The sequence below is a fragment of the Neiella litorisoli genome (assembly GCF_014773395.1).
GTDB lineage: Bacteria > Pseudomonadota > Gammaproteobacteria > Enterobacterales > Neiellaceae > Neiella > Neiella litorisoli.
Map to the genome: position 1 here is coordinate 66,292 of NZ_JACXAF010000018.1, position 20,676 is coordinate 86,967.

General features: G+C 50.3%; 22 protein-coding genes and 1 tRNA gene. 8 read left to right on the plus strand and 15 right to left on the minus strand.

What is annotated here, in order from left to right; genetic code table 11:
* Positions 1–42 precede the first annotated feature (42 nt).
* Both IC617_RS13645 and IC617_RS13650 read left to right on the plus strand, forming a co-directional pair.
* Positions 43–1,047, plus strand: coding sequence for a LacI family DNA-binding transcriptional regulator (locus tag IC617_RS13645; protein WP_191145544.1), 1,005 nt, complete (start codon positions 43–45; stop codon positions 1,045–1,047).
* Between the two features lie 94 nt (positions 1,048–1,141).
* Positions 1,142–2,224 (plus strand): hypothetical protein, encoded by a 1,083-nt coding sequence (locus IC617_RS13650; protein WP_191145545.1) that lies wholly within the window; start codon positions 1,142–1,144, stop codon positions 2,222–2,224.
* Positions 2,225–2,303: 79 nt separating this feature from the next.
* Here IC617_RS13650 and IC617_RS13655 read toward each other — a convergent pair whose 3' ends face one another.
* The gene (locus tag IC617_RS13655; RefSeq protein WP_191145546.1) at positions 2,304–2,765 is read right to left on the minus strand and encodes an LPP20 family lipoprotein; all 462 of its coding nucleotides are present in this window, start codon (positions 2,763–2,765) and stop codon (positions 2,304–2,306) included.
* Positions 2,762–3,415, minus strand: a complete 654-nt coding sequence (locus IC617_RS13660) for a FlgO family outer membrane protein (RefSeq protein ID WP_191145547.1) — start codon at positions 3,413–3,415, stop codon at positions 2,762–2,764. The genes IC617_RS13655 and IC617_RS13660 overlap by 4 nt, the downstream gene beginning before the upstream one ends.
* A gap of 223 nt (positions 3,416–3,638) precedes the next feature.
* Here IC617_RS13660 and IC617_RS13665 point away from each other — a divergent pair, with 223 nt between their 5' ends.
* Positions 3,639–4,871, plus strand: a complete 1,233-nt coding sequence (locus tag IC617_RS13665) for a flagellar assembly protein T N-terminal domain-containing protein (RefSeq protein WP_191145548.1) — start codon at positions 3,639–3,641, stop codon at positions 4,869–4,871.
* A 29-nt stretch (positions 4,872–4,900) separates the two neighbouring features.
* On the opposite strand, the gene IC617_RS13670 is transcribed toward IC617_RS13665, so the two are convergent.
* The gene (locus IC617_RS13670) at positions 4,901–5,554 is read right to left on the minus strand and encodes a hypothetical protein (RefSeq protein ID WP_191145549.1); all 654 of its coding nucleotides are present in this window, start codon (positions 5,552–5,554) and stop codon (positions 4,901–4,903) included.
* Between the two features lie 237 nt (positions 5,555–5,791).
* On the opposite strand from IC617_RS13670, the gene IC617_RS13675 reads away from it, so the two are divergent.
* Positions 5,792–5,867, plus strand: a tRNA-Arg gene (locus IC617_RS13675).
* Positions 5,868–5,874: 7 nt separating this feature from the next.
* Here IC617_RS13675 and IC617_RS13680 read toward each other — a convergent pair.
* Positions 5,875–6,492 carry an RraA family protein gene (locus IC617_RS13680; protein WP_191145550.1) on the minus strand — a complete coding sequence of 206 codons (618 nt, stop codon included), beginning with the start codon at positions 6,490–6,492 and terminating at the stop codon, positions 5,875–5,877.
* A 30-nt stretch (positions 6,493–6,522) separates the two neighbouring features.
* Entirely contained in the window at positions 6,523–6,996 is a 474-nt protein-coding gene (locus tag IC617_RS13685; RefSeq protein ID WP_191145551.1) for a DM13 domain-containing protein, read from the minus strand.
* 186 nt (positions 6,997–7,182) lie between these two features.
* Between IC617_RS13685 and IC617_RS13690 the strand changes: the two genes are divergently transcribed.
* Complete coding sequence (locus tag IC617_RS13690) at positions 7,183–8,955, plus strand: diguanylate cyclase (protein ID WP_191145552.1); 1,773 nt, start codon at positions 7,183–7,185, stop codon at positions 8,953–8,955.
* 74 nt (positions 8,956–9,029) lie between these two features.
* Here IC617_RS13690 and IC617_RS13695 read toward each other — a convergent pair whose 3' ends face one another.
* The 8 genes from IC617_RS13695 to IC617_RS13730 all read right to left on the minus strand — a co-directional run bounded on the left by IC617_RS13695 (position 9,030) and on the right by IC617_RS13730 (position 16,093).
* Entirely contained in the window at positions 9,030–9,668 is a 639-nt protein-coding gene (locus IC617_RS13695) for a bifunctional 4-hydroxy-2-oxoglutarate aldolase/2-dehydro-3-deoxy-phosphogluconate aldolase (RefSeq protein WP_191145553.1), read from the minus strand.
* Positions 9,665–10,960, minus strand: coding sequence for an MFS transporter (locus IC617_RS13700; RefSeq protein ID WP_191145554.1), 1,296 nt, complete (start codon positions 10,958–10,960; stop codon positions 9,665–9,667). The genes IC617_RS13695 and IC617_RS13700 overlap by 4 nt, the downstream gene beginning before the upstream one ends.
* A 10-nt stretch (positions 10,961–10,970) precedes the next feature.
* A complete protein-coding gene (locus tag IC617_RS13705) occupies positions 10,971–12,128 on the minus strand; it encodes a mandelate racemase/muconate lactonizing enzyme family protein (protein WP_191145555.1) in 1,158 nt (385 codons plus the stop codon).
* A 32-nt stretch (positions 12,129–12,160) separates the two neighbouring features.
* Positions 12,161–12,832, minus strand: a complete 672-nt coding sequence (locus IC617_RS13710) for a GntR family transcriptional regulator (protein ID WP_191145556.1) — start codon at positions 12,830–12,832, stop codon at positions 12,161–12,163.
* 219 nt (positions 12,833–13,051) lie between these two features.
* Positions 13,052–13,396, minus strand: a complete 345-nt coding sequence (locus IC617_RS13715) for a HopJ type III effector protein (RefSeq protein ID WP_224746008.1) — start codon at positions 13,394–13,396, stop codon at positions 13,052–13,054.
* 115 nt (positions 13,397–13,511) lie between these two features.
* Entirely contained in the window at positions 13,512–14,123 is a 612-nt protein-coding gene (locus IC617_RS13720) for a flavin reductase family protein (protein WP_191145558.1), read from the minus strand.
* A 159-nt stretch (positions 14,124–14,282) separates the two neighbouring features.
* Complete coding sequence (gene aldA / locus IC617_RS13725; protein WP_191145559.1) at positions 14,283–15,725, minus strand: aldehyde dehydrogenase; 1,443 nt, start codon at positions 15,723–15,725, stop codon at positions 14,283–14,285.
* A gap of 170 nt (positions 15,726–15,895) precedes the next feature.
* Positions 15,896–16,093: a DUF2061 domain-containing protein gene (locus IC617_RS13730; RefSeq protein ID WP_191145583.1), complete on the minus strand. Its 198-nt coding sequence runs from the start codon at positions 16,091–16,093 to the stop codon at positions 15,896–15,898.
* Between the two features lie 267 nt (positions 16,094–16,360).
* Between IC617_RS13730 and IC617_RS13735 the strand changes: the two genes are divergently transcribed.
* The 3 genes from IC617_RS13735 to IC617_RS13745 all read left to right on the plus strand — a co-directional run bounded on the left by IC617_RS13735 (position 16,361) and on the right by IC617_RS13745 (position 19,167).
* The gene (locus tag IC617_RS13735) at positions 16,361–16,972 is read left to right on the plus strand and encodes a LysE family translocator (RefSeq protein WP_191145560.1); all 612 of its coding nucleotides are present in this window, start codon (positions 16,361–16,363) and stop codon (positions 16,970–16,972) included.
* Between the two features lie 80 nt (positions 16,973–17,052).
* Positions 17,053–18,723 (plus strand): alkaline phosphatase, encoded by a 1,671-nt coding sequence (locus IC617_RS13740; RefSeq protein WP_191145561.1) that lies wholly within the window; start codon positions 17,053–17,055, stop codon positions 18,721–18,723.
* Between the two features lie 159 nt (positions 18,724–18,882).
* Positions 18,883–19,167 carry a hypothetical protein gene (locus IC617_RS13745; RefSeq protein ID WP_191145562.1) on the plus strand — a complete coding sequence of 95 codons (285 nt, stop codon included), beginning with the start codon at positions 18,883–18,885 and terminating at the stop codon, positions 19,165–19,167.
* On the opposite strand, the gene IC617_RS18875 is transcribed toward IC617_RS13745, so the two are convergent.
* On the minus strand, positions 19,164–19,616 hold the full coding sequence (locus IC617_RS18875; protein WP_369410407.1) for a bactofilin family protein: 453 nt from the start codon (positions 19,614–19,616) through the stop codon (positions 19,164–19,166). The two genes, IC617_RS13745 and IC617_RS18875, sit on opposite strands and share 4 nt — an antisense overlap.
* Positions 19,544–20,671 carry a M23 family metallopeptidase gene (locus IC617_RS19105; RefSeq protein ID WP_191145563.1) on the minus strand — a complete coding sequence of 376 codons (1,128 nt, stop codon included), beginning with the start codon at positions 20,669–20,671 and terminating at the stop codon, positions 19,544–19,546. Before IC617_RS19105 ends, IC617_RS18875 begins: the two co-directional genes overlap by 73 nt.
* Positions 20,672–20,676: the final 5 nt, after the last annotated feature.

Consider the following 20,676-nt stretch of genomic DNA (forward strand, 5'->3'; position numbering starts at 1 on the left):
CACACAAGTGGGTCCGGTGCTATATATACGGAATATAACTATATGGCGACCATCAAGGACGTTGCCAAGCTCGCGGGTGTTTCAAAAGCCACTGTATCGCGAGTACTCAACGGCAACGAGCGTGTTTCTCAGGTAGCACGCGACAAAGTAAAACAGGCCATGAGCGATCTTGGCTACAAACCGAGCGCTCTGGCGCAAGCATTAGCAACGAATCGTTCACGTACCATTGGTATGGTGGTGAGCGACTTATCAGGCCCTTTCTTCGGTCCCATCATGAAAAGCGCTGAGCGGGTTATCCGCGATGCTGGTTTTCAGCTTGTGGTGACCAACGGCCATGGCCAAGCGGACCGCGAACGCGAAGCCATTGAGTTCATGACCAACCGGCCAGTTGATGCCCTGATCTTGACGGTATTTGGTTTTCCCGAAGAAGAAATCGTCGAACTACATCGCAATGGCACCCCCATTGTGTTGCTCAACCGCCACATCCCAGGCTTTGAGGACAACTGCATCTACCTTGACAATGAGCAAGGTGGTTACCTAGCCACCAAGCGCATGTTGGAGCTGGGGCATACCCGCATTGCTTTTCTCGCAGGTCACTTTACTCACCATGACAGCGTCGAGCGACTCGAAGGTTATCAGCGTGCACTGGCCGAGTTTGGCGTGCCATTCCGGCAGGAGTTAGTGTTCGATGACGACTACAACGAAGATGGCGGCCGCCGCATGTGTCAAAAGCTGTTGAACCTGAAGCGTGAGTTCACAGCGATGTTTTGCGGCAATGATCTAATCGCCATCGGCGCGCGCGACATTCTTAATCAAAACGGCTTGCTGCACGGCACTTGCATGGTCGGTTTTGATGATGTCACCTTTGCTCGCTACCTCAACCCGTCACTCAGTAGCGTATTCTTCCCCGTGGAAGAAATGGGCGAGCGAGCTGGTCATATGGCGTTAGCCATGGCCGGTCAGCGCAGTGAATCAGTCGGCCACATTTTGCAACCAAAGCTGATCGAGCGGCAGTCGTTGTGCCCTCTTGCTACAACATCCGATTAACATTTCTATCATCATTTCAGCCGTCACTGTGGCATTCATCGTCAGGTGACGGCAAAATCATCGTTCAACAACTTAGAACAACAACGGAGCCAGGATGGTCCAACTCACTCGGTTAACGTCGCTGTTAGCAGGGGCCGTGATGCTGCTATCTGGATGCAGTCAAATCGGCGCCAGCCGCCTGCAAAGCGATAATATCAGTTACATCAGCGCGATTTCTGATGCCACCAAAGAACAAATGCTGTCGAATGTCGTGCGTATCCGCTACATGGATATTCCGGTATTTTTGGATGTCAGTTCAGTACTCACGCAATATAGCTACGGTGGCAACGCTTCGGCAGGTTATTTGAGTGACAATGGCTTTACCGGCAGCTCGGTCAATGCCGGTGTCGGCGGCCAGTACTCAGAGCGCCCCACCATCACCTTCCTGCCGCTCAGCGGCCATGAATTTGCCATGCGCATGATGCGGCCAATTCCGGTTGATTTTGTCTTTGCCATCGCCCAAGGCGGCTGGCCAGTGGACGTATTGATGAGTGCCGGTTTGCAACAACTAAACGACGTTGAAAACATGTCGTTTGGCATTTCCAAAAATCATCGATCAGCAGCACAAGGCGAGCAATATCAGTCGGATTTAGAAGATTACCAACGCTTTCAGCATGTCCTGCAGTTGATCATTGATTTGGGTAATGAGGGCGCTTTTGAAGTGCGTAATATTGGCGCAAGTAAGCAAATGCAGCTGATATTCGAACCAAACCCCGATGAAGAGCATGCTGCTGCAATTGCTGAGCTAAAAAACCAGTTATCGCTTGATCCCAATCGCAACAGCTTCTTGATCACCTCGAAGCAAACTTCCCGCTCTGATCAAGAAATCACCGTGAAGACTCGCGGTTTGCTGCCAATTATGTCTGTCATGTCCAGAGGTATTGTGATCCCTTCGGCCCACCAGCATGCGGTGGTGAATACCCATATTGACCCGCAGAATTTACCGATGACCATTCATAGCTCGGTGGACTACCCCAGCGATGCGTATCTTGCCATTTCTTATCGTGAACACTGGTTTTATATTCGCGATGATGACATCACCAGTAAGCGATATTTCGGCTTGATGATGTATCTCTACAACATTCAAGCTTCCCCTAAATCACAACAAGCGCCGTTGCTGACCTTACCTGCTGGCTAAAGCCAAGCAACTCGCAAGCAAAAAAAGAGCTGCCGATTGGCAGCTCTGTTGCTTTGTGAGTGGGCCAAAATCATAGCCACTAGTAATAATGAACGTCTTTAATACGGCGGGGCTTATTGACGGAACGAGTGATCTGATAAACCCGCTCCATATCCAATTCCATTTCGGTGGCGTAGTTGTCGCCAACCGGATAGCTGCGAACCACTCGGGCTCCGCGAATCAAGCCATCAACCTTCGACTTGATGCCATCGTCAACCACCACCATATCGGCCACCGTCGCTTTACCTTGCAGGCGCTGACCATAGACTTGCTCTGCCAGCTCGCGATAGGCCTCCAACTTGGATGCTTTCATCGCCCGAAGTGATTTGGCATTGTAATCTGCGCCCTGCTGAACGCTGATCGGCGCATAACCCACAGCGCTGAGCACCGGATAAACATCGGGCTCAACGTATTCGTATTCGACCTCTTTCTCATACGCGGTATCAAAGGATGAACAAGCCGTCATCGCCAGCGTAGCGAACAACATTAACCACAGCTTCATAACCAACCTCCGTCGTCATTCTCTGCACTGTTGTTATTTGATGGCGGCGCGTCAGGCTCTGATCGCACTAACGAACCATGCTCCATCCGCAGCGCCTGATGGTCGGTCTTTTTAATCGGCTCTTTGGACAAGGCTTGATTCGGGACAAAGCCTTGCGCCGTTGCCACCACAATTTTCGTTTCCGCAGCAAACATTCGGACGTTCACCATCATGCCTTGCGGCACCGCGCTGTAGGTTCCGGTAAGGATGTAGTCAATTTCAAAACTTCCGGTAAGTTCCTCATAATCGCGACTCAGGGCAAAATCGCCTTCATCGGTCACCTTGATGTAACCCGGCGCTTTGTACTCAATTACTCGATAACCATTGGCCTGAAGATGATGAATAAAACTCTCGGCCATTTGGTTGCCCAGTTCACTGGTTTTTTGCAGACTTTTTAATTCAACGAATGACGTCACTGCGATAGGCGTCTCAAGAGTGACGAACTTTCGGGTGGCAAGCAGTTGCCGGGCCATGTCATCAATCGCTCCAACCAACTGAGTTGGCTCTTGGTCGCTATAGGTAATGATGGGCTCGGGCTCAGGCAGCGGCTGACTTGCGCAACTCGCCAGTCCCCAAACCGCCAATGATGCTATTAATAAACGTTTATTCACCCTTCAATCCTCATGCCACAGGCAGAAACTTGCCACTGTGATGGTTCTTCGTGGTTAGTTCAGCAAAATCCGTGCCGCCAAGAGTGACAAGTTTCCGTCAGAAAGCAGTCGGCACTAATTTTGCTTAGCTCTTTCATCAGATAATGGAGACAAGCCAAGGCGGGTCATTTTGACGCCTTGGCGCTGAGATTCAAACCTAAGCTAAACATGAATGAGCGACGCAATGAGTAACCCCATGAGCATCCACCGACTAGCCCAACAAATCGCTGCCGTTACCAGTATGCTGGGCAAGGTTTGCTTCGCTCTGGGCTTGCTGCTGAGCTATCCTGCCGCGGCGCAATGGTATGAAGCCGAGGGCTCTGCGCCAATCATTGCCAACAACATCGAGCGCGCTAAAGAGCATGCAGTGAAAGAAGCGGTAAAGTCCGCCATATTGTTTGCCGGCGCCTCAGTTTCCAGCATTCAACAAGTTGAAAATGGCACGCTGACCCAAGATTCCATTTCTTATCAAAGTAACGGCGAGTTGGTTGGCTTAGAAGTACTTTCTCAGACCACTGTCGGCGATACCCTAACCGTGCGTATCCGAGCGGAGATCTTCGCTGAAGCACAGTGTGCGAACAGTGGCCTCAGTCACACCCTGACCATTGCCCGCTTCCCTCTTGCTCATCGCCAACAGGCCGCGCATGGCGGGATCTATGATATCGGCGGCGCGCTGAGCAAAGTCATGCACAGTTCATTTCAAGAAACCAGCACGCAGGTCAAAAGTCATTTATGGCTCGATGAAGTGCTGGCCTACGATCCATCACAATTAACCACCATTCCCGAAGTCGATGAGTTAGCAAGGACGCTGGCCCGTCGCTCCAATAGCCAATTTGTGCTGGTTGGCCAAATTCGCGATATTAGCGTGAGTCAGGAGCAATCGCTTAATCTGAAGTTTTGGACCTACGAGCCCAAGCCTCGCTCGTTGTCGCTAGAGCTCGATTTATTAGACGGAATGACCGGCGAACTGGTCAAACGTTTTCGCTACCGCGATCAGGTGTTATGGGACTTTCCGCCGGAACAAGTAGTCGATCCGTTCTCAGCAGATTTTTGGCAAAGTGATTACGGCAAGGCATGGGGGCAACTGTTGAGCGATGCTCAGAACGACATCGAAACAGCTCTGTCATGCTCACCAAGCATTGCCAATATCATTAACCGTCAAGATGGCGGCGTGATCGTCAATATGGGTTCGCAAGATGGCATTGTCCGTGGTCAAACAGCCAAACTAACCCGCATGACAACCTTTATGGATCCGTTTGGCAAAGTGAAAACCAGCTTTGATGCATCGCCCATTGAACTGGTAGTAAGTGCGGTTGAGGCGCGCCAAGCTTATTTAACAGCAAAGCGCTCCTCTGATTTGGCTAACGTCAGTATTAATGACGTGGTGATGTTCAACGCGCTGAAGCCCGAATGGTGATTCCAGCGCCAGTGCCAGTGCCAGTGCCATTATGCTGTGCGCTGACTGCGCAAATAGGCGAGCACGGCGATGATAAACAAGTAAGGCACCGCCAATTCCATTGACTCTTCCACTAGGCTGGCAACCTTGTCTACTTCTGGCGAAATATCAGCAATGCCCCAGCCGCGCAACTTCCGGCCCAGCCCGTCGAGCGACTTGGATACCACCAAAAACGTGCCGGCAAAGCCAATGCTCCAAATCACCGGATCCCAGCGGAAACTAAATACCTTTGCGATAAAGGCTTTACTGTGACGGCGGACAATTGTAATCAGGGCAAACAAAATAAAGCCTAAAATGACCGCGCTAACCAGCTTACCCATAATGCTGACGTCGGGGCTAAAAAAGAACTTACTCTTGAGCACGCCAACATTAGTAAAGGCTTTATCAAAGTCCATTTCCCGCGCCGCAAACGACACCAAAACCACAGAAAAGTACCAATATTTTTTCACATAATCGCTGCCGCCAGCTTTTGCCATAACCGCCACACACAGCAAATAGCCAAACGCCGATAAGGCTTCGATCGGGCCATGTTCACGCATCAACATTTTCTGCGCCGCAGGCTCAAGAGAAACAGCAACAAAAAACACCAGAGTTGCCACGGCGACAACAGCGGCAATCGCCCAATAAAACGGTCGGTTCATCATAGAATCACTCATATCAGTGAATGCACAGGGATCATCGCTGTGCCAGAGAAAAAGCTGTCGCAAGCTTAGGGAGATAACAAAGGGATGTCCACTACACCGGTGCTAAAACGTTGCAATTAACCAAGCAATAACCAGAGCAACTACAGCAAGTTATACATTGATAACAATGGCCACCAAAGCTGCATTTTCAATTTCGTCGCTGTATAATCCTGCCGCCTATCCAACGCATTCGCGCAAGTCCCCATAGTTCAACTGGATAGAACAGTCGCCTCCTAAGCGATCGATCCAGGTTCGAGTCCTGGTGGGGACGCCATCAATGCTCAACCACCTCTCTTCGCTACCTCCAGCGCTTGTTGCACTTTCATCTCATGCTGAGCCTGCCATTGTGCCAACGTCATAGCGCTTTCTTGTTGGTATTTGGCTCTTGCTTTCTGCAGTGTTTCGGTCGCAATATCTTTTGGGATGGCGGCGATGCCCTCGCAATCAGCCACCATGATGTCGCCTGTTGCTATCTGCACGCCGCCGCATGTAATCGGTTGGGCCAATTCAAAGAACTGTTGCTTCTTACCCGGTACTGGAAACACGCCTTTGGCGTAAACCGGAAATGCCATGTCAGTGATTTCCACTAAATCTCGGATCACCCCATCTACGATAAACCCGTGGATGCCGCGTTGCTGGGCGATAGCGCAAACGTTGCCACCGGCAACTGCTCGGGCGCAGTCAACCCCATCAACGACAATAATTGAGCCTTCGGGCGCTTGATAAATAGCGGCATGGAGCATCAGGTGATCGCCAGGCGCCAGCTGCACTGTGTAAGCGGGGCCTGCAATTCGGGGCATGTTAGACCATAAAGGCCGAATCGATGGCTCCAAAAACTGTCGGCCATCGAGAACATTGGCGTACTCTGTGGTTGCTAGCTCGGCAAATTGGCTGCTCATGGTTGCACTCCTGCTTGAGATTGTTGTGGCCTAGTTATATTGACCGGCGGTAATAAATTCGCCAAAGGATTCACACCAAACAATCACCGTAGAGTACTGCGATACGTCAATGTCATCAGGGATCTGAACAGCAAAATTATCGAACGTTGTTACGTCGCCGACCATCACCATACGGTGCTTCTGTTGTTCAAACGCAGCTTCAGTTTCAACGAATTCTGGCGCTAGATACAGTTTGTAATCAGGCCCCGGCGCTAACTTGCCTGCAAAGCTGATCCAATCCGGCCCGATTGCGACTTGCCCTTCGCCCCAGTGCAAAAAATCACTATCTTGCAAATTACGAGTGAACTGAGCGCTATAAGTAGCCTGCTGCGACAGCTGTTGGATCTGCGCATGACTTGGAGCTGCAGGCGCGGTCAAAATCGGCAAAGCATAGATTCCAGCGGCAAAGCCCGCAAAAGCCACCAAACCGTGGCTCGCCAACAACATAATCCTTGGTATTTTCATCTCGAACATCCTTACCTTACTCCTGTAATAACAATGGCTTCATTCACCCACCGAGTCGACTGTGGCACAACTTTGCCACGGTTTTAAGCGTCGATCTGCTATCAATGTTGGCTTGCAAACAAACTGTGAAATACAATCAATCGTCTTTTAATTACCTATTTGCGCTACGTCGGAGCAAACAACAACATGGGCCTGAGATTGTCGATTGTGTCATTGCTGTTTATCGCCATGCTCATTGCTGGTTGCGGCACCGAGCCCAAAGAGCGAGTTGTCGACCTGGCCGATTTTAAATCGCAGATGCTGGGTCAACACAGTCGCTATTTTCAGGAGCAAGGCGACCAACTGTCATGGCAACAAGCAGCATCTCAATTCGCTCAGTCTGATTTGCCTTATGGCCACAGTGAATCGATCGCGCTTGGAATAGGGACCGAGCCAGTTTGGCTTCACTTTCAAGTTAATAACCCACAAGCAACAGCCAGAGAAATGCGTTTGGCGGTCAAGACGCCATGGCTTGATATCATTGATGCCTATATTGTTGCCGACAATACCCTCATTGCGCATATCAACGGTGGTGACTACCTGCCGTTTGAACAGCGGCCAATGGCCCATGAGAACTTTGCCTTTAAATACCAATTCGAGCCAGGGTTAACCGACGTTTATCTGCGGGTCGAATCGCTTGGTCCTATGGCAATTCCGCTGGAGCTAAGCACCGTTGAACAAGCACAGCAATTGGATATTGCCAGCGCTTATCGCTTTGGCTTGCTCTACGGTATGTTGCTCGCTTTATCGCTCTACAATTCGCTGTTGTACCTCATTACTCGCGAGAAAGAGTTCGGCCTTTATAGCCTGTATTTGGCCGGATTTGTGCTCAACAGCTTTTCCTATACGGGGCAACTCCACGAAATCATTACTGTCGATCTTGGCGTGCACTTTCAGGATTGGCTCGATTGCTTTTTGATGATCACCTACAGCGTCGCCGGCCTGCACTTTGCCCGCGCCTTGCTGAAAACCAAAAACTACGCGCCGGTGTTAGATCGCGTTGTCGTTTGGACCACGATTGCTTTTCCTCTGGGCATTTTGCTCGGCGCACTTGCCAACCAATTGGTGTTCTCGCTGTTGCTAGGTTTTATGTTGAACTCTGGCTTTGCCACCTTGTTCATTATCATGGGGATACGAGCGCGGCAAGCGCAGGTCGATTCAGCTAATTTATTCATTGTTGCTTCGGTGACTGCAGCCGTTTGCATTGGCATTTCAACCATGGCCGTTGCCGGAATTGTGCCCTACAACGCTTATACCTTTCAGGCGATTGAAGTCGGCATGGTGTTCGAAGCCATCATGCTGGCGATTGTGCTGGCGAAACGATTCAATTTGGTACAACAAGATCTTGCCGTGGCAGAAAAGTTTGCGCATACCGATCCGCTGACCAACGTTAATAATCGGCGAGGCTTTCAGCAACCCGCAGAAGCTCTATTCAAAGCCGCAGTAGACAACAATCAAGATATCGCCGTGCTGCTCATCGATATTGATCACTTCAAACGGATCAATGATCAATACGGCCATACGGTGGGCGATGAAGTCATTCAAATGACAGCCAGTTGTCTGGCAAACTCCACTCGCAAAACCGATTTAATTGCCCGCTGGGGCGGCGAAGAGTTCATTATGCTGCTCAACAACACCAGCCAAGCAGAGGGCCGCAACTTTGCTGAGCGCATTCGTTTGTCGTTGGCAGAGTTACGCTGCAACACGCCGTCCGGTGCCGTTAACTTTACCGTGAGCATTGGTGCCGCGGGCTCTAATCAGCGAGTTTGCGCGGGTAAGAAACTGGCTGAATTATCTCTGCCGGAGCTGATCAAATGTGCCGATTCGGCGCTTTATGAGGCGAAAAAGGCTGGCCGCAATCGGGTGGTTGAACTCTGTGGCGATTGCCCTTTTACTGAAGCTTCGACTGCTGAGAAATAAGGGCAGTGGCCGGTGCATGCACATTTCACCAAGCCACCACCCTTAGGGGGACCGTTTAGTTGCTATCAAGGCCTTTAACAAAGACCGTTAAGTAAGGCTTTGCAGCGGGCGATCAGCTGCTGTCGTTGCTCGTCATTGTGAACCGGTTGAAACAAGCTGCCACCAACACCGACGCCAGTGGCGCCCGCCGACATCCAATCAGCAATGTTATGCTCACCAATGCCGCCAACCGGAAAAAACGGCACATCTAAAAATGGCCCTTGAGCCAAAGCCTGAAAGTACTCAATGCCAGCAGGCTCCGCGGGGAATAACTTAATGACATCCGCGCCCGCCTCTACCGCCGTAACCACGTCTGTCGGCGTCAAGGCCCCCATCATTACCGGCACTTGCTGGCGATGCGCAAACTCAACCACCGCTTTTGATGTGTTCGGCGTCACCAAAAATTCAGCGCCGGCGGCTAAAGCTTCAGCGGCAACCTGACAATTCGTAATGGTGCCAGCGCCAAACATAGCTTGCGGAAACTGTTCCTTGAGTTTGGGTAACTCGGCGGCATAACCAGGCGTGTTACTGGTCACTTCGATGGCTCGAATACCAGCGGTCACTAAGCAGTCGACAATTCCCTTGATGTCGCTCGGATCAGAGACCCGAATAATGGCCACCAATTTTTCGTTCATGATGGTGGCTAAACGCTTGCCATGCAGCGTGGTGTTCATGCCGACTCTCCTTGTGGATGATGTTGCAGTTGCTCGACCTTGCCGACCAAAAACAGATAAGAAAACAGTCCAACCAGCGCCAAGCCACAAATCATTGCCAACGCAGGCCGAAAATCGCCATCTTGGGCCAGATAGCCAATGGCCAGCGGCACCGTCACTGCCGATAAGCCACCAATGAAGTTAAAGCAGCCGCCAACTAAGCCAACCATATGGCGTGGTGCGATAAGCGAGACAAACACCCAGTTAATCGAAGCCAAGCCATTGCCAAAGAAAGTGAGCGATAAAAAGAACGTCACCATGGCCGTGCTGTCGACGTAGTTGGCGCCGATGACGGAGCTAGATAGCAGCAACCCGAGGATAATCGGCGTTTTGCGAGCAAATTCGTTGGAGAAGCCTTTTCGAACCAAGGCATCAGAGACAAATCCTGAGAGCAACACACCACAAAAAGCCGCTAAAAATGGAATGGCAGCGAGCAATCCAGAGTTCAAATCGCCAAGGCCACGATATTCAGCCAGGTAAGTGGGAAACCAGGTTAAAAAGAAAATCAAAGTGCCGCCTAAGCAGAACTGGCCAATGTAAATGCCCCACAGTTTGCGTTGACTAAAGGCAAACTTGAGATTGGCCAAACTCACTTGCGCCTGTGGCTCAGCAACGACTGCTTGCTGTGTAGTGGATTCGGTCGCGGTGTTGCGCGGCTCATTTTCTGTCGGATCACGATACAGCCAGTACCAAATACCAGCCCAACCGATGCCGATGAGTCCCGACACAATAAACAGTCCGCGCCAGCCAAACCATTCTTGAATTATTGCCAATACCGGTAGTAAAAATGCCAAGCCAATGAATTGGCCTGAGGTATAAATGGCAATAGCACCTGCGCGCTCATGTTCGGCAAACCAGTGGGTGACAATCTTGTTATTGGCCGGATAGGACGGTGCCTCAAACACACCAATTGCCATTCGGCAGCCAACTATTGCGGCGAGCGAGCTAACCATACCTTGAATCAAGGTCGCGACCGACCAAGCCACTAAAATCACCGGATACAAGATCCGCACTCGCACCAAATCCACGAGCATGCCGCCGGGAATTTGCATGATGGAATAGGTCCACGCAAAGGCCGAAAAAATAATCCCCATCTGCACTTTTGATAGTTCTAAATCAGCCGAGATGGCATTAGCCGCCACTGAGATGTTGGTGCGATCCATGTAATTAATCACCACGCTGACAAAAATCAGCACCAGCACGCCAAACTTGCCTTTTTTCGAATCCGCAGCGGAATTTGCTTTTGTTGTCATCAACTCGTCCTTAGCTGTTGGTGTATGAGCCATCGGGCTTATGCATCCGCGGCGCTTCCCAATATTTAAAACGCTGCCCCTGCAACTCGGCTTCATTGACGTCAATGCCCAACCCTGGCCGATCGGACACTTCCAGCACATGCTGCTCGGTTAGCTTGGGGCGCTCGCTAAACACGCGGTCGTAATCGGACATATCGCCGTCATAGGGCGGCCATTCGAGCCACGCTAAATTTGGAATCGCAGCACAGTAGTGAATCGATGCCGCACTGCAAATAGGGCTCAGTGGGTTGTGGGGCATCATGTCGATATAACGGGTTTCGCAAAGCGCGGCGATTTTCATCGCTTCGGTGAGGCCACCGGCGTTGCACACGTCCACTCGGCCAAAATCGGTCAAAGCCGATTCAACGTAGGGTGAAAAATCCCACTTGCTAGCGAACTCTTCGCCAATAGCCAACGGCACATTAATTCGCTGTCGCAAGGATTGGTAACTGACCGGTGATTCGTCGCGAATGGGCTCTTCAAGGAAATCCAGCGTACCGGAGGGCATGCGCTGGCAAAACGAAATAGTCTCAGCAACCGATAAGCGGTGATGATAATCCACGCCTAAGACGATCTCTGGGCCAAGCGCTTCGCGCGCTTTGGTTAGCCAATAAGCGGCTTCGGCAATCGACTGGCGGGGTTCAAATTCCGTTGAGCACTCGCCGCTGCCGTGAATGCCCGTGGTAGTACGTAGCACTTGCCAGCCCTGCTCCTTCATGGCCACCAGCTCGTCAACCATGGCTTGGCCATAAGGTAAGATGGAGGTTGCAAACACCGGAATATGATGGCGCTGTTTACCGCCGAGTAACTGATAAACCGGCACTCCAAAATGCTTGCCACAAGCATCATGCAAGGCAATATCAATGGCCGAGATGGCGGCGGCTAATACCCGCCCGCCTTCAAAATACTGACCGCGATACATCTCCTGCCATAGCGCACCGATATTCAGCGCCGATTTACCAATCAGGAATTGCTTGAAATGATCGATCGCTCCAACCACGGCTAGTTCGCGACCGGAAAGTCCAGATTCGCCCCAACCATAAATGCCACAGTCGGTTTCAACTTTGACCAAGCAAACATTGCGGTAGCCCAACCAAAAGGCGTACGGCTTAATATCAGTAATTTTCATCGGTTGTTGTCGTCCCTATCCAAAACCATTGCTTATTTCGCCAGCACTTTTTGCCAATAATCGCCACTGCAACGAATGTGTTGGCGCAAAGCTTCAATTGCCGCACCCGCTTGATCTGATGCGATCAAATCAAGCATCTCGCCGTGTTCATCAATGGCATCAAGAAAACGCCGTTTGCTGATGGCCAAGTTGGCGTGCATGGCTTGCAATACCAGCTTTTTCTGGCGCCACAATTGCACTGCCGTTTTGTTGTAGTGGTTGCGATACATTTGCCAATGGAATGCAGTGTCCAGCTCGCGAAAACCGGCAAAATCTGAGGTGTCCAGTTGTCTCATCCAGTTGGCGATATCTCGCAATCGATTGATCTGAGCATCGGTGTAATGGTCCACGAACCACTGCAGGAAATAAGGTTCGAGTAACTGCAACAGCTCAAATACATCGCGCATGGTGGCGTATTCGAAATGAGTGACTCGCGCGCCGCTGTTCTTTTGAAACGTGACGAATCCTTCACCTTCAAGCTGCTTTAGGGCCTCTCGCACTGGGTTGATGCTGCTGTTATAGCGCTCCGCCAATTGCGTGGTGATCAGCCGATCGCCACTACTCAGCACACCATTGGTAATGTCTGACAGCAACCGGTTGTAGATGGTGTTCGACTCAGTTAACAGCACCGAGTGAATGTCAGATGGCGAGATATTGGCACTCATGGAGCACTCCTTTACACATAGTGAAAAGCAAGATTACACATAATCCAAACAAGAAAAAGACAAAGTTAATCTTTTTACTGTTAACAATTTATATTTGAGATCTTGATCGATTAACCGCCGAGTTAACCATGACATTGACTAGCGGCAGCAAGCGGCAAGACAGAAGAGAGCAAGGTGATGATGCTGCTAGCAATCGCCAACAGCATTAAGTGATGACAGTTAGCGGGGCGCTAATGGTGACTGGTTGAGCTTGATGCCAGCCCAACCATGGCTGATAAAATTGCGGATGTTTTGGTGATCATCACCGTCAGGGTTACCTTTCACTGCTCGATAGTGCTCGCCAAACAGAGCGAGCGTTTGCAGCTCATTAAGCTGATGCAGTTGGCCGAATGCAAACACTTTGCAAGAGCCGCTGTTTTCGCCGGCGGCGTTGTGGATCGCACCATTATCGAAGGCGCTGGCAGTAAAGTCATAATGGCTGTCGATCACAGCCATGACATCAGCAAACACAATATTGTCGGCTTGCTGAGCAAGTTGCTCAAGTAATTGTTGGGGAGTGGTCATTGGCATTGTTTCGCTTTTGGCATTTTGATGGGTTAATCAATCAGGCGCCTAATCATCCGGATACTGGCTCAAAAGGCAAATTAGAGCCTGTTGATCTTTAGCCGTAATGCCGTAATTATTTAGGCCGGCTGACGGTAAATGGAGCCGTTAAACCGGCATATTCACCAAGCCCCAAGCGACTGATTGGGTCGAGTTGGTCGGCATAAACTTTGGCTTTGCCGTCGGTGATATCAATCAGTTCGTTATCAATATGAACCAATTTCACTTGCATGATCAGTAGCGTTTGCGGTGTGTCACCGATTTCAATGGTATCCACCAACTCACAACCAAATGCGACTTTGGCTTCGCTCAGGCGCGGTAAGTCAAAGCCTTCAAAGGTCGATAGCTCAAGGTTATTGGCGTCGATTTCAGATTGGTCATGCTCAAGCGTGGCTGCCGTTGCGGTCATCGCTTCGCTCGATCCGACTGATGCAATATGAACCACTAGTTTGTTGCTCTCCATGGCGTTGACTACGGTATCTTTTTTGTCGCCATTGGGCTTCTTGCCAACGGAAATCATCATCAGCGGCGGCGAGCTGGACAATGGCGTGAAATAAGAAAATGGCGCAAGATTCAAAATCTGCTGCTTGGATTGAGTCAGCACCCAAGCCACTGGTCGAGGGATAATAGTCTGAGTCATCAGATGGTAGATCTGATTGGCACTGAGCTCATCGAATGCGATATTCATAGCGTCCTTTTTGTATTGCTTTGTTGTGTTGCCGTGGCGTATTTGCAATCAACCGACAATACCAGCTGAATATTGGCCCTATCAATAGCTAGCTCCTGAAACTAAAAAGCCGCGCTCTAAAGGCTATAGAGCGCGGCTTTTGCGTCGAGTACAAATTAATTAGTCGTAGTTGACGTAGAAGGTTTTCTTCTCGAGGTACTGCTCGAAACCATACTTGCCGTCTTCGCCACCAGTACCGCTAAGCTTATAACCATTGTGGAAGCCTTGATGCTGCTCACCATGACCACGGTTAATATAAATTTCGCCACACTCCAGCTCATCGGTCAGGCGCATGATGTTTTTCATGCCCTTGGTGCAAACCATGGCGGCTAAGCCGTATTCTGCGTCGTTCGCATATTCAATTGCTTGTTCAATGGTGGAGAACTTAATGACCGGCAGAATCGGGCCAAATGACTCTTCATGAACAATGGTCATGTCCTGAGTGACATCAGTGAGAATGGTCGGCTCAAACCAGTTTCCGCCCTCAAAACCTTCAACGACGGCCTCTTTACCACCGTAAGCGACGGTCGCCCCTTCTTTAACGCTAACCGCCACCAACTCCTTCATGTGGGCTAACTCTTTGGCATTGACCTTTGGCCCCATGTCGATTGACTCATCCATCGGATCGCCAACTTTCAGCGCCTTCACTTTTGGCATAAAGATCTTCATGAATTCGTCGTAAACCGACTCTTGCACATACATCCGCTCATTACAGGTACAAACCTGACCACAGTTATCAAACCGAGAGTGCAATGCCGCATTGGCCGCTTGTTCTAAATCAGCATCTTCGAGCACGATAAATGGTGCTTTACCGCCCAATTCAAGCTGACAATGGGCCATGTTATCGGCCGTGGCTTTGATAATAGCCTGGCCTGCCGGTGTACTGCCGGTCATTGACACCATTTTGGTAATTGGATGACGGCAAAGCGCATCGCCCATGGTGCGGCCCGGCCCAGTAACAATATTGAGCACCCCAGCAGGGATCCCCACTTTGTTGGCAATATCGGCCAGCTCTAACGTTGCCAAAGGGGTTTCCGAAGTAGGTTTAAGCACAATGGTGTTACCGGCTACCAGCGCCGGTCCAATTTTGCGACCTGCTAGCGCAAGCGGGAAATTCCAAGCGGTAATGCCAACCACCACACCACGCGGAATTTTGTGGATCCAGATATGTTCGTTAGCGTTGTCAGACTGGACGATATCGCCGTCCATTTGCCGAGCCCAGTCACACGCATATTCAATAAAAGAGCAGCAGACATCCACTTCCAAGCGCGCCACTTTGAGCAACTTGCCTTGTTCGCTGGTCAGCAATTGCGCCAGCTTTTCACGATTGTTTTTGATTTCAACACAGAACTCACGCAGCAGCTCAGCACGCTGCCGTGCAGGCATTTTCTTCCACTGCTGCTGGGCCTGCTCTGCGGCCTTCAGAGCCGCCTCAGCATCAGCCTCATTACCGTCTTGAATCGTCGCAACGACTTTGCCGGTCGACGGACTGAGCACGTCCACAGTCGCTCCGGTTACCGAGTTCTGCCATTGGCCATTGATAAATAATTGATAATCTTTCACTGCTTGTGCTCCATGTTGATTTTGTGCTGATCTTGCTACAGCGCGGCCCTATGGTCCCTGCTGCAACATTGCACGCACCACAATATTGTTAACAGTATAAAGATTACATTAATTAAAATCCCAACTAATTTTTGAATTACGTGATCTGCCCCAGCCACTGCCGAGCAGCATTAAGCAACAGCGCTGGATGATTTAAAAAAAGGCAGCTCGACCCGCTCCCATATCTTTTCATGGATCATGTATGCCACCGTGTTCACCGCCGGCTCAATCAAAGCAATCGTGCCGCCAATGACCCAACTACCGGTCAACAAATAGGCAATGGTAAAGGCAACTGTAAAATGAGTAATGGCAAAGGTGACTGTCTTCATCGTGGTTTTCATCGGTGCTCTCCATAAGAACTGAATTAATGATAATAGTTATCATTTGCAATTTCAAAAGAAGATTCATATTGAATCAATAGGGCCGAGCTATCAGCCGGTAGCAACGGCCAGAAGATTGGCTGAGTGGTCATCACGAATTAGGTTTGGTGATTGGCCGGTTTCACGTCACAATCACCACCGATAACCACCACTAATAATCGTTAATCACAGCGGCGCACGCCACGTAGTGCGTTAGCCAAGGAGTCAGTTTTGCCAGTGGATGTATGGCCAATATTGTTGTTTGTTGTATCGACCGCAATTACGCCCGGCCCCAATAACATCATGATTTTGACGTCAGGGGTAAATCACGGCTGGCGTAAGAGCATTCCTCACCTACTGGGTATTGATATTGGCTTTCCACTAATGGTGATCGCCATTGGCCTAGGTCTAGCTGGGGTCTTTTCAGCTTACCCGATTTTCCAAAATATCATTAAATATCTAGGTATTAGCTACCTTCTTTATTTAAGCTACCTCATAGCGACATCCACCACGGTGGTGGCAACCGATAAACAGCGGCCGCCATTTAGCTTTGTCCAAGCCGCGCTGTTTCAGTGGCTGAATCCCAAGGCATGGATCATGGCGATAGGCGCGGTAGCTAGCTTTACGCACGCCGACCAAGCCTTGCACTGGCAAGTGCTGACCATTGCAGCCCTTTATTTTATTGCCGGAACGCCCTGTACTGTCAGTTGGCTACTAGCCGGACAATTGCTGCGACGTTGGTTAAACCGAGCCCAAGCCAGGCGCTGGTTCAACTACACCATGGCTGGATTGTTGGTGTTAAGCCTGCTACCAGCCATCGTTGAAGAGCTAAGCCGCTGGCTGCCGTAGAGAGTCGCCCTTGTTGATCCCTGCCCTGATCCGCATTGTTGTGGGTTAGGTTGTTGTATTCCGAATGGACCCGAGTTGTTATGCGTAGACTGTTATTCTCATGTGCTTTGTTGCCTTTAAGCGCCTGCCAAGTCACCGTTGATCTTGATTCAACATCCGCCCCATCACAATCTGCCGAATTATCCACCCAGGCTTCGTCTTGGTATGACAATGGTGAAGCAGCGGTTGCCAAGGCACTGCAGCGTGACATCAACAATCGCAAAGGTGCCGCGAAAAATGTCATTTTATTTATTGGCGATGGTATGGGTATATCGACCATTACAGCCAGCCGCATTTTGGCAGGTCAGCAACAAGGGTTAGCTGGCGAAGAATATGACTTGAGTTGGGACAAATTCCCTTATTCAGGATTAATCAAAACCTATAACACCAATCAGCAAACGCCAGACTCAGCAGGCACCATGACCGCCATTGTTACCGGCGTCAAATCCAAAGCCGGTTTCATTGGTATTAGCGAAACGGTGCGTCGCGGTGATTGTCAGGACTTTCTGGCCAACGGTGAGCCGCTTGTCACCGCATTGGAATTGGCGAAATTAGCTGGTAAAGGCACAGGCATTGTGACTACAGCCAGAGTCACACACGCAACGCCCGCTGCCACTTACGCCAAATCTCCCGAGCGCGAATGGGAATCCGATCACAACTTCAAAGGCGACGAAGCTAAACTTGGCTGCGTCGATATTGCCCAGCAATTGCTGCAATTTCCGCAGACCTTGGCCCAACGCTTTAACCAAAGCATTAACCACCCCAACATCTCGCCAATCGATGTAGTTTTTGGCGGCGGCCGAAAAGCCTTTTATGGTGACGATCCGCAATCGCTAAGCGGTTTCGCTGAGCAAGCCAATCAAGGCAAACGCCGCGATAATCAGAACTTGATTGCACAATGGCAGCAGCAAGGCGGCCAATATGTCATGGATAAAACCGGCCTAGAAGCGCTTTCCGTCAAGGATCAACGGCCAGTGTTAGGTTTGTTCCACAACTCCCATATGCGCTATGAAGCCGATCGCGTTGCCACTCAAAGCAGTGAGCCATCACTCACCGAGATGACAGCAAAAGCACTGGAGTTGCTGAAAACCAACAATAATGGCTACTTTTTAATGGTTGAAGCTGGCCGTATCGATCACGGCCACCATGCCGGCAGCGCCTTTAACGCTCTGACCGATACCATCGAATTTTCTGAAGCGGTTGCCCATGCTGTGGCAGTAACCGATCCGAGCGAGACCCTGATCATTGTCACCGCCGATCACAGCCACGTCATGACCATGGGCGGCTACCCCACCCGCGGTAACCCGATTCTCGGCAAAGTTGTCCATAACGATCATCATGGCGAGCCCATGACAGGGCCGAAGCTGGCAATGGATGGCCTGCCATACACCACTGTCGGTTATTACAATGGTCGTGGTTTTGGCCATGTTCATGGCCGCACTAATGGTGGTATTCGATACCAAGAGCCGGTTGTTGGTGGCCGTCAGGACATTTCGGCTATCGACACCACACAACCCGGTTTCCATCAAGAAGCGCTGGTACCACTGAGTTCAGAAACCCATGGTGGTGAAGATGTTGGTATATACGCGCAAGGCCCTGGCGCCCATTTGTTGACCGGTACCAACGAGCAAAATGTGATTTTCCACGTGCTCAACCATGCGGCAAATTTGACGGGTCAAGCACGCCAAGCCATGAATATGGCAACGAAGTGATTCAGCTCAAAACAACAGTGATAACAAGGTCGCTTTTGGGTTTGTTATCACAGTTCCTGAGTTTGAGGGCATGCCATAACAATTTCATCGATTAATCTTCATCTGGCTGTCACATATCGCCCGCATAGTAGCGCCGTGATTTTCAGGCGAAGTAAGTTTATGAGAATTGAAATATCTATCGAAGATTTGCCACTACTGAGATTTATCAAACGCAATCAGCTATTTACTGCGTGTTTAAGATATATTTCAGAGCACCCATCGGTGCGTCGAATGGAAGCTGGCAGTGCTCAGCATATTGAGTTGGAGTGCGAAGTGAATCGCCAAGAGCAAGCTCGCCTAAGCCAATTGGTCGAATGGTGGGACAAAGCCGAGCGCGAAGGCATTTCCACGCGCCTGCTCAATCGTTTGTGCCGCCAGCAATATCAAACTCGGCTAGCCAGCTAGCCGGTTTTTAATCGCTCTTTTTCCGCTGTGCTCACTGCCTGATTACTCGCAGGCAGTTTGCCATCCAAGCACCGCTCAATAGTGGATTTAGCACCACCTTCAACGCGCTTCACCGGCTCCTGTTGAGCCTGAGTGACCACTTGTTCTGCGGCGTCTTTTTCTCGGCAATGGCCGGTAAAGCGACCGCCTTTGGCAATAATCAATTCAGTCGCTCTGATTTCGCCCATCACCTTACCGGTTTTGGTAATTTCAAGGCTATCAACATTGCAACGTCCATCAAAGACACCGCTAACCACCAGCTTGTTAGCCATTAATTGCCCTTTGAGCATGCCTTTACGGCCGATGGTCACGGTTGATTGGCAATCGACGGTGCCCGCTACTTCTCCGTCGATATGAAGGTTGCAACTGAGCTTAAAGGTACCATCGACGATGGTGCCCGGTGCGATAATTGAAGTACCTGAGGTTGCAGCTGGAGCCTGAGTTCGTCCTGAAAAGAGTCCCATGGTAACGTTCCTACGGTGTCAAAAATGTCTTCGTAATTGTCCAGTTGCCATGTCATGAATGGCTTAGGATCAAGTGCTTTGCCGAGGAACCGGACCTCGTAATGTAAATGCGATGCGGTGCTATCACCGGAATTACCACAATAGCCGACCAGCTCGCCTTTGCGAACAAACTGGCCATACTTCACCGCAACAGAATCCAGATGAGCATAGCGGGTATCAAAGCCCATCTGGTGTGACAACTTCACCATATTGCCATAACCACGATCATAATTGCTTCTGGCCTGTTGCACATAACCATCGGCGGTGGCGTAGACAGGTATGCCCTTGTCTGCCCGCAAATCAATCCCAACATGGCTGTGACGTTTCTTTGAAATGGGATGATTACGGGTGCCGAATCGAGAGCTGATACGGCGATATTGCATGGGCTGACCGTTGGGGATTTTGCTGAGCATTTGCTGGCGCAGCAATAGCTGATGTTGAGCGCTTAGCAAGCGATCGTCGATAGAATCAGGCATTGGCGTTGCGCCAGCAGCAGCGGTGCCGGCCAGCGTTTCCAATTCGATTAATCGATACTCGTAATGACGTAACTGGTCGTATTGTTGGTCGAAGCTACTGAACATGTTTCGTCCAGATTGCTGTAAAGCGGCAATCGACGACTCCGCTTGGGCCACTTCGCGTTGCGAAACGAGTAATTGCTGCTCCAACGTGCGAACTTGTTGCTGATAAAGATAGACACCGCCAATCACCACTAACAGCGTCAACAAGCTTGCCCATAACAATAACTTGTGGACCGAATAGTGGCGCGCACCTTGATAGCTAGTGACCGTAATTAGCAGACGTTGTTTCACAAGCAGCTCGACAGCAAACAACAAATACAAGGTCGTAACAATGCCCTGATTCAGGGCCAAATTCAAACGCACGCCAAGCCAGAATAATGAGCTAATCAGCCAAAAAATAAGCGATTCGCTGAGATTTTCGGGCGCTAACGACCATCGCAACATTTGTT

Coding starts and splice junctions, on each gene's coding strand:
- IC617_RS13645 (WP_191145544.1), top strand. CDS start 43: ATGGCGACCATCAAGGACGTTGCCAAGCTCGCGGGTGTTTCAAAAGCC.
- IC617_RS13650 (WP_191145545.1), top strand. CDS start 1,142: ATGGTCCAACTCACTCGGTTAACGTCGCTGTTAGCAGGGGCCGTGATG.
- IC617_RS13655 (WP_191145546.1), bottom strand. CDS start 2,765: ATGAAGCTGTGGTTAATGTTGTTCGCTACGCTGGCGATGACGGCTTGT.
- IC617_RS13665 (WP_191145548.1), top strand. CDS start 3,639: ATGAGTAACCCCATGAGCATCCACCGACTAGCCCAACAAATCGCTGCC.
- IC617_RS13670 (WP_191145549.1), bottom strand. CDS start 5,554: ATGATGAACCGACCGTTTTATTGGGCGATTGCCGCTGTTGTCGCCGTG.
- IC617_RS13680 (WP_191145550.1), bottom strand. CDS start 6,492: ATGAGCAGCCAATTTGCCGAGCTAGCAACCACAGAGTACGCCAATGTT.
- IC617_RS13685 (WP_191145551.1), bottom strand. CDS start 6,996: ATGAAAATACCAAGGATTATGTTGTTGGCGAGCCACGGTTTGGTGGCT.
- IC617_RS13690 (WP_191145552.1), top strand. CDS start 7,183: ATGGGCCTGAGATTGTCGATTGTGTCATTGCTGTTTATCGCCATGCTC.
- IC617_RS13695 (WP_191145553.1), bottom strand. CDS start 9,668: ATGAACACCACGCTGCATGGCAAGCGTTTAGCCACCATCATGAACGAA.
- IC617_RS13700 (WP_191145554.1), bottom strand. CDS start 10,960: ATGACAACAAAAGCAAATTCCGCTGCGGATTCGAAAAAAGGCAAGTTT.
- IC617_RS13705 (WP_191145555.1), bottom strand. CDS start 12,128: ATGAAAATTACTGATATTAAGCCGTACGCCTTTTGGTTGGGCTACCGC.
- IC617_RS13710 (WP_191145556.1), bottom strand. CDS start 12,832: ATGAGTGCCAATATCTCGCCATCTGACATTCACTCGGTGCTGTTAACT.
- IC617_RS13715 (WP_224746008.1), bottom strand. CDS start 13,396: ATGACCACTCCCCAACAATTACTTGAGCAACTTGCTCAGCAAGCCGAC.
- IC617_RS13720 (WP_191145558.1), bottom strand. CDS start 14,123: ATGAATATCGCATTCGATGAGCTCAGTGCCAATCAGATCTACCATCTG.
- IC617_RS13730 (WP_191145583.1), bottom strand. CDS start 16,093: ATGAAGACAGTCACCTTTGCCATTACTCATTTTACAGTTGCCTTTACC.
- IC617_RS13740 (WP_191145561.1), top strand. CDS start 17,053: ATGCGTAGACTGTTATTCTCATGTGCTTTGTTGCCTTTAAGCGCCTGC.
- IC617_RS13745 (WP_191145562.1), top strand. CDS start 18,883: ATGAGAATTGAAATATCTATCGAAGATTTGCCACTACTGAGATTTATC.
- IC617_RS19105 (WP_191145563.1), bottom strand. CDS start 20,671: ATGTTGCGATGGTCGTTAGCGCCCGAAAATCTCAGCGAATCGCTTATT.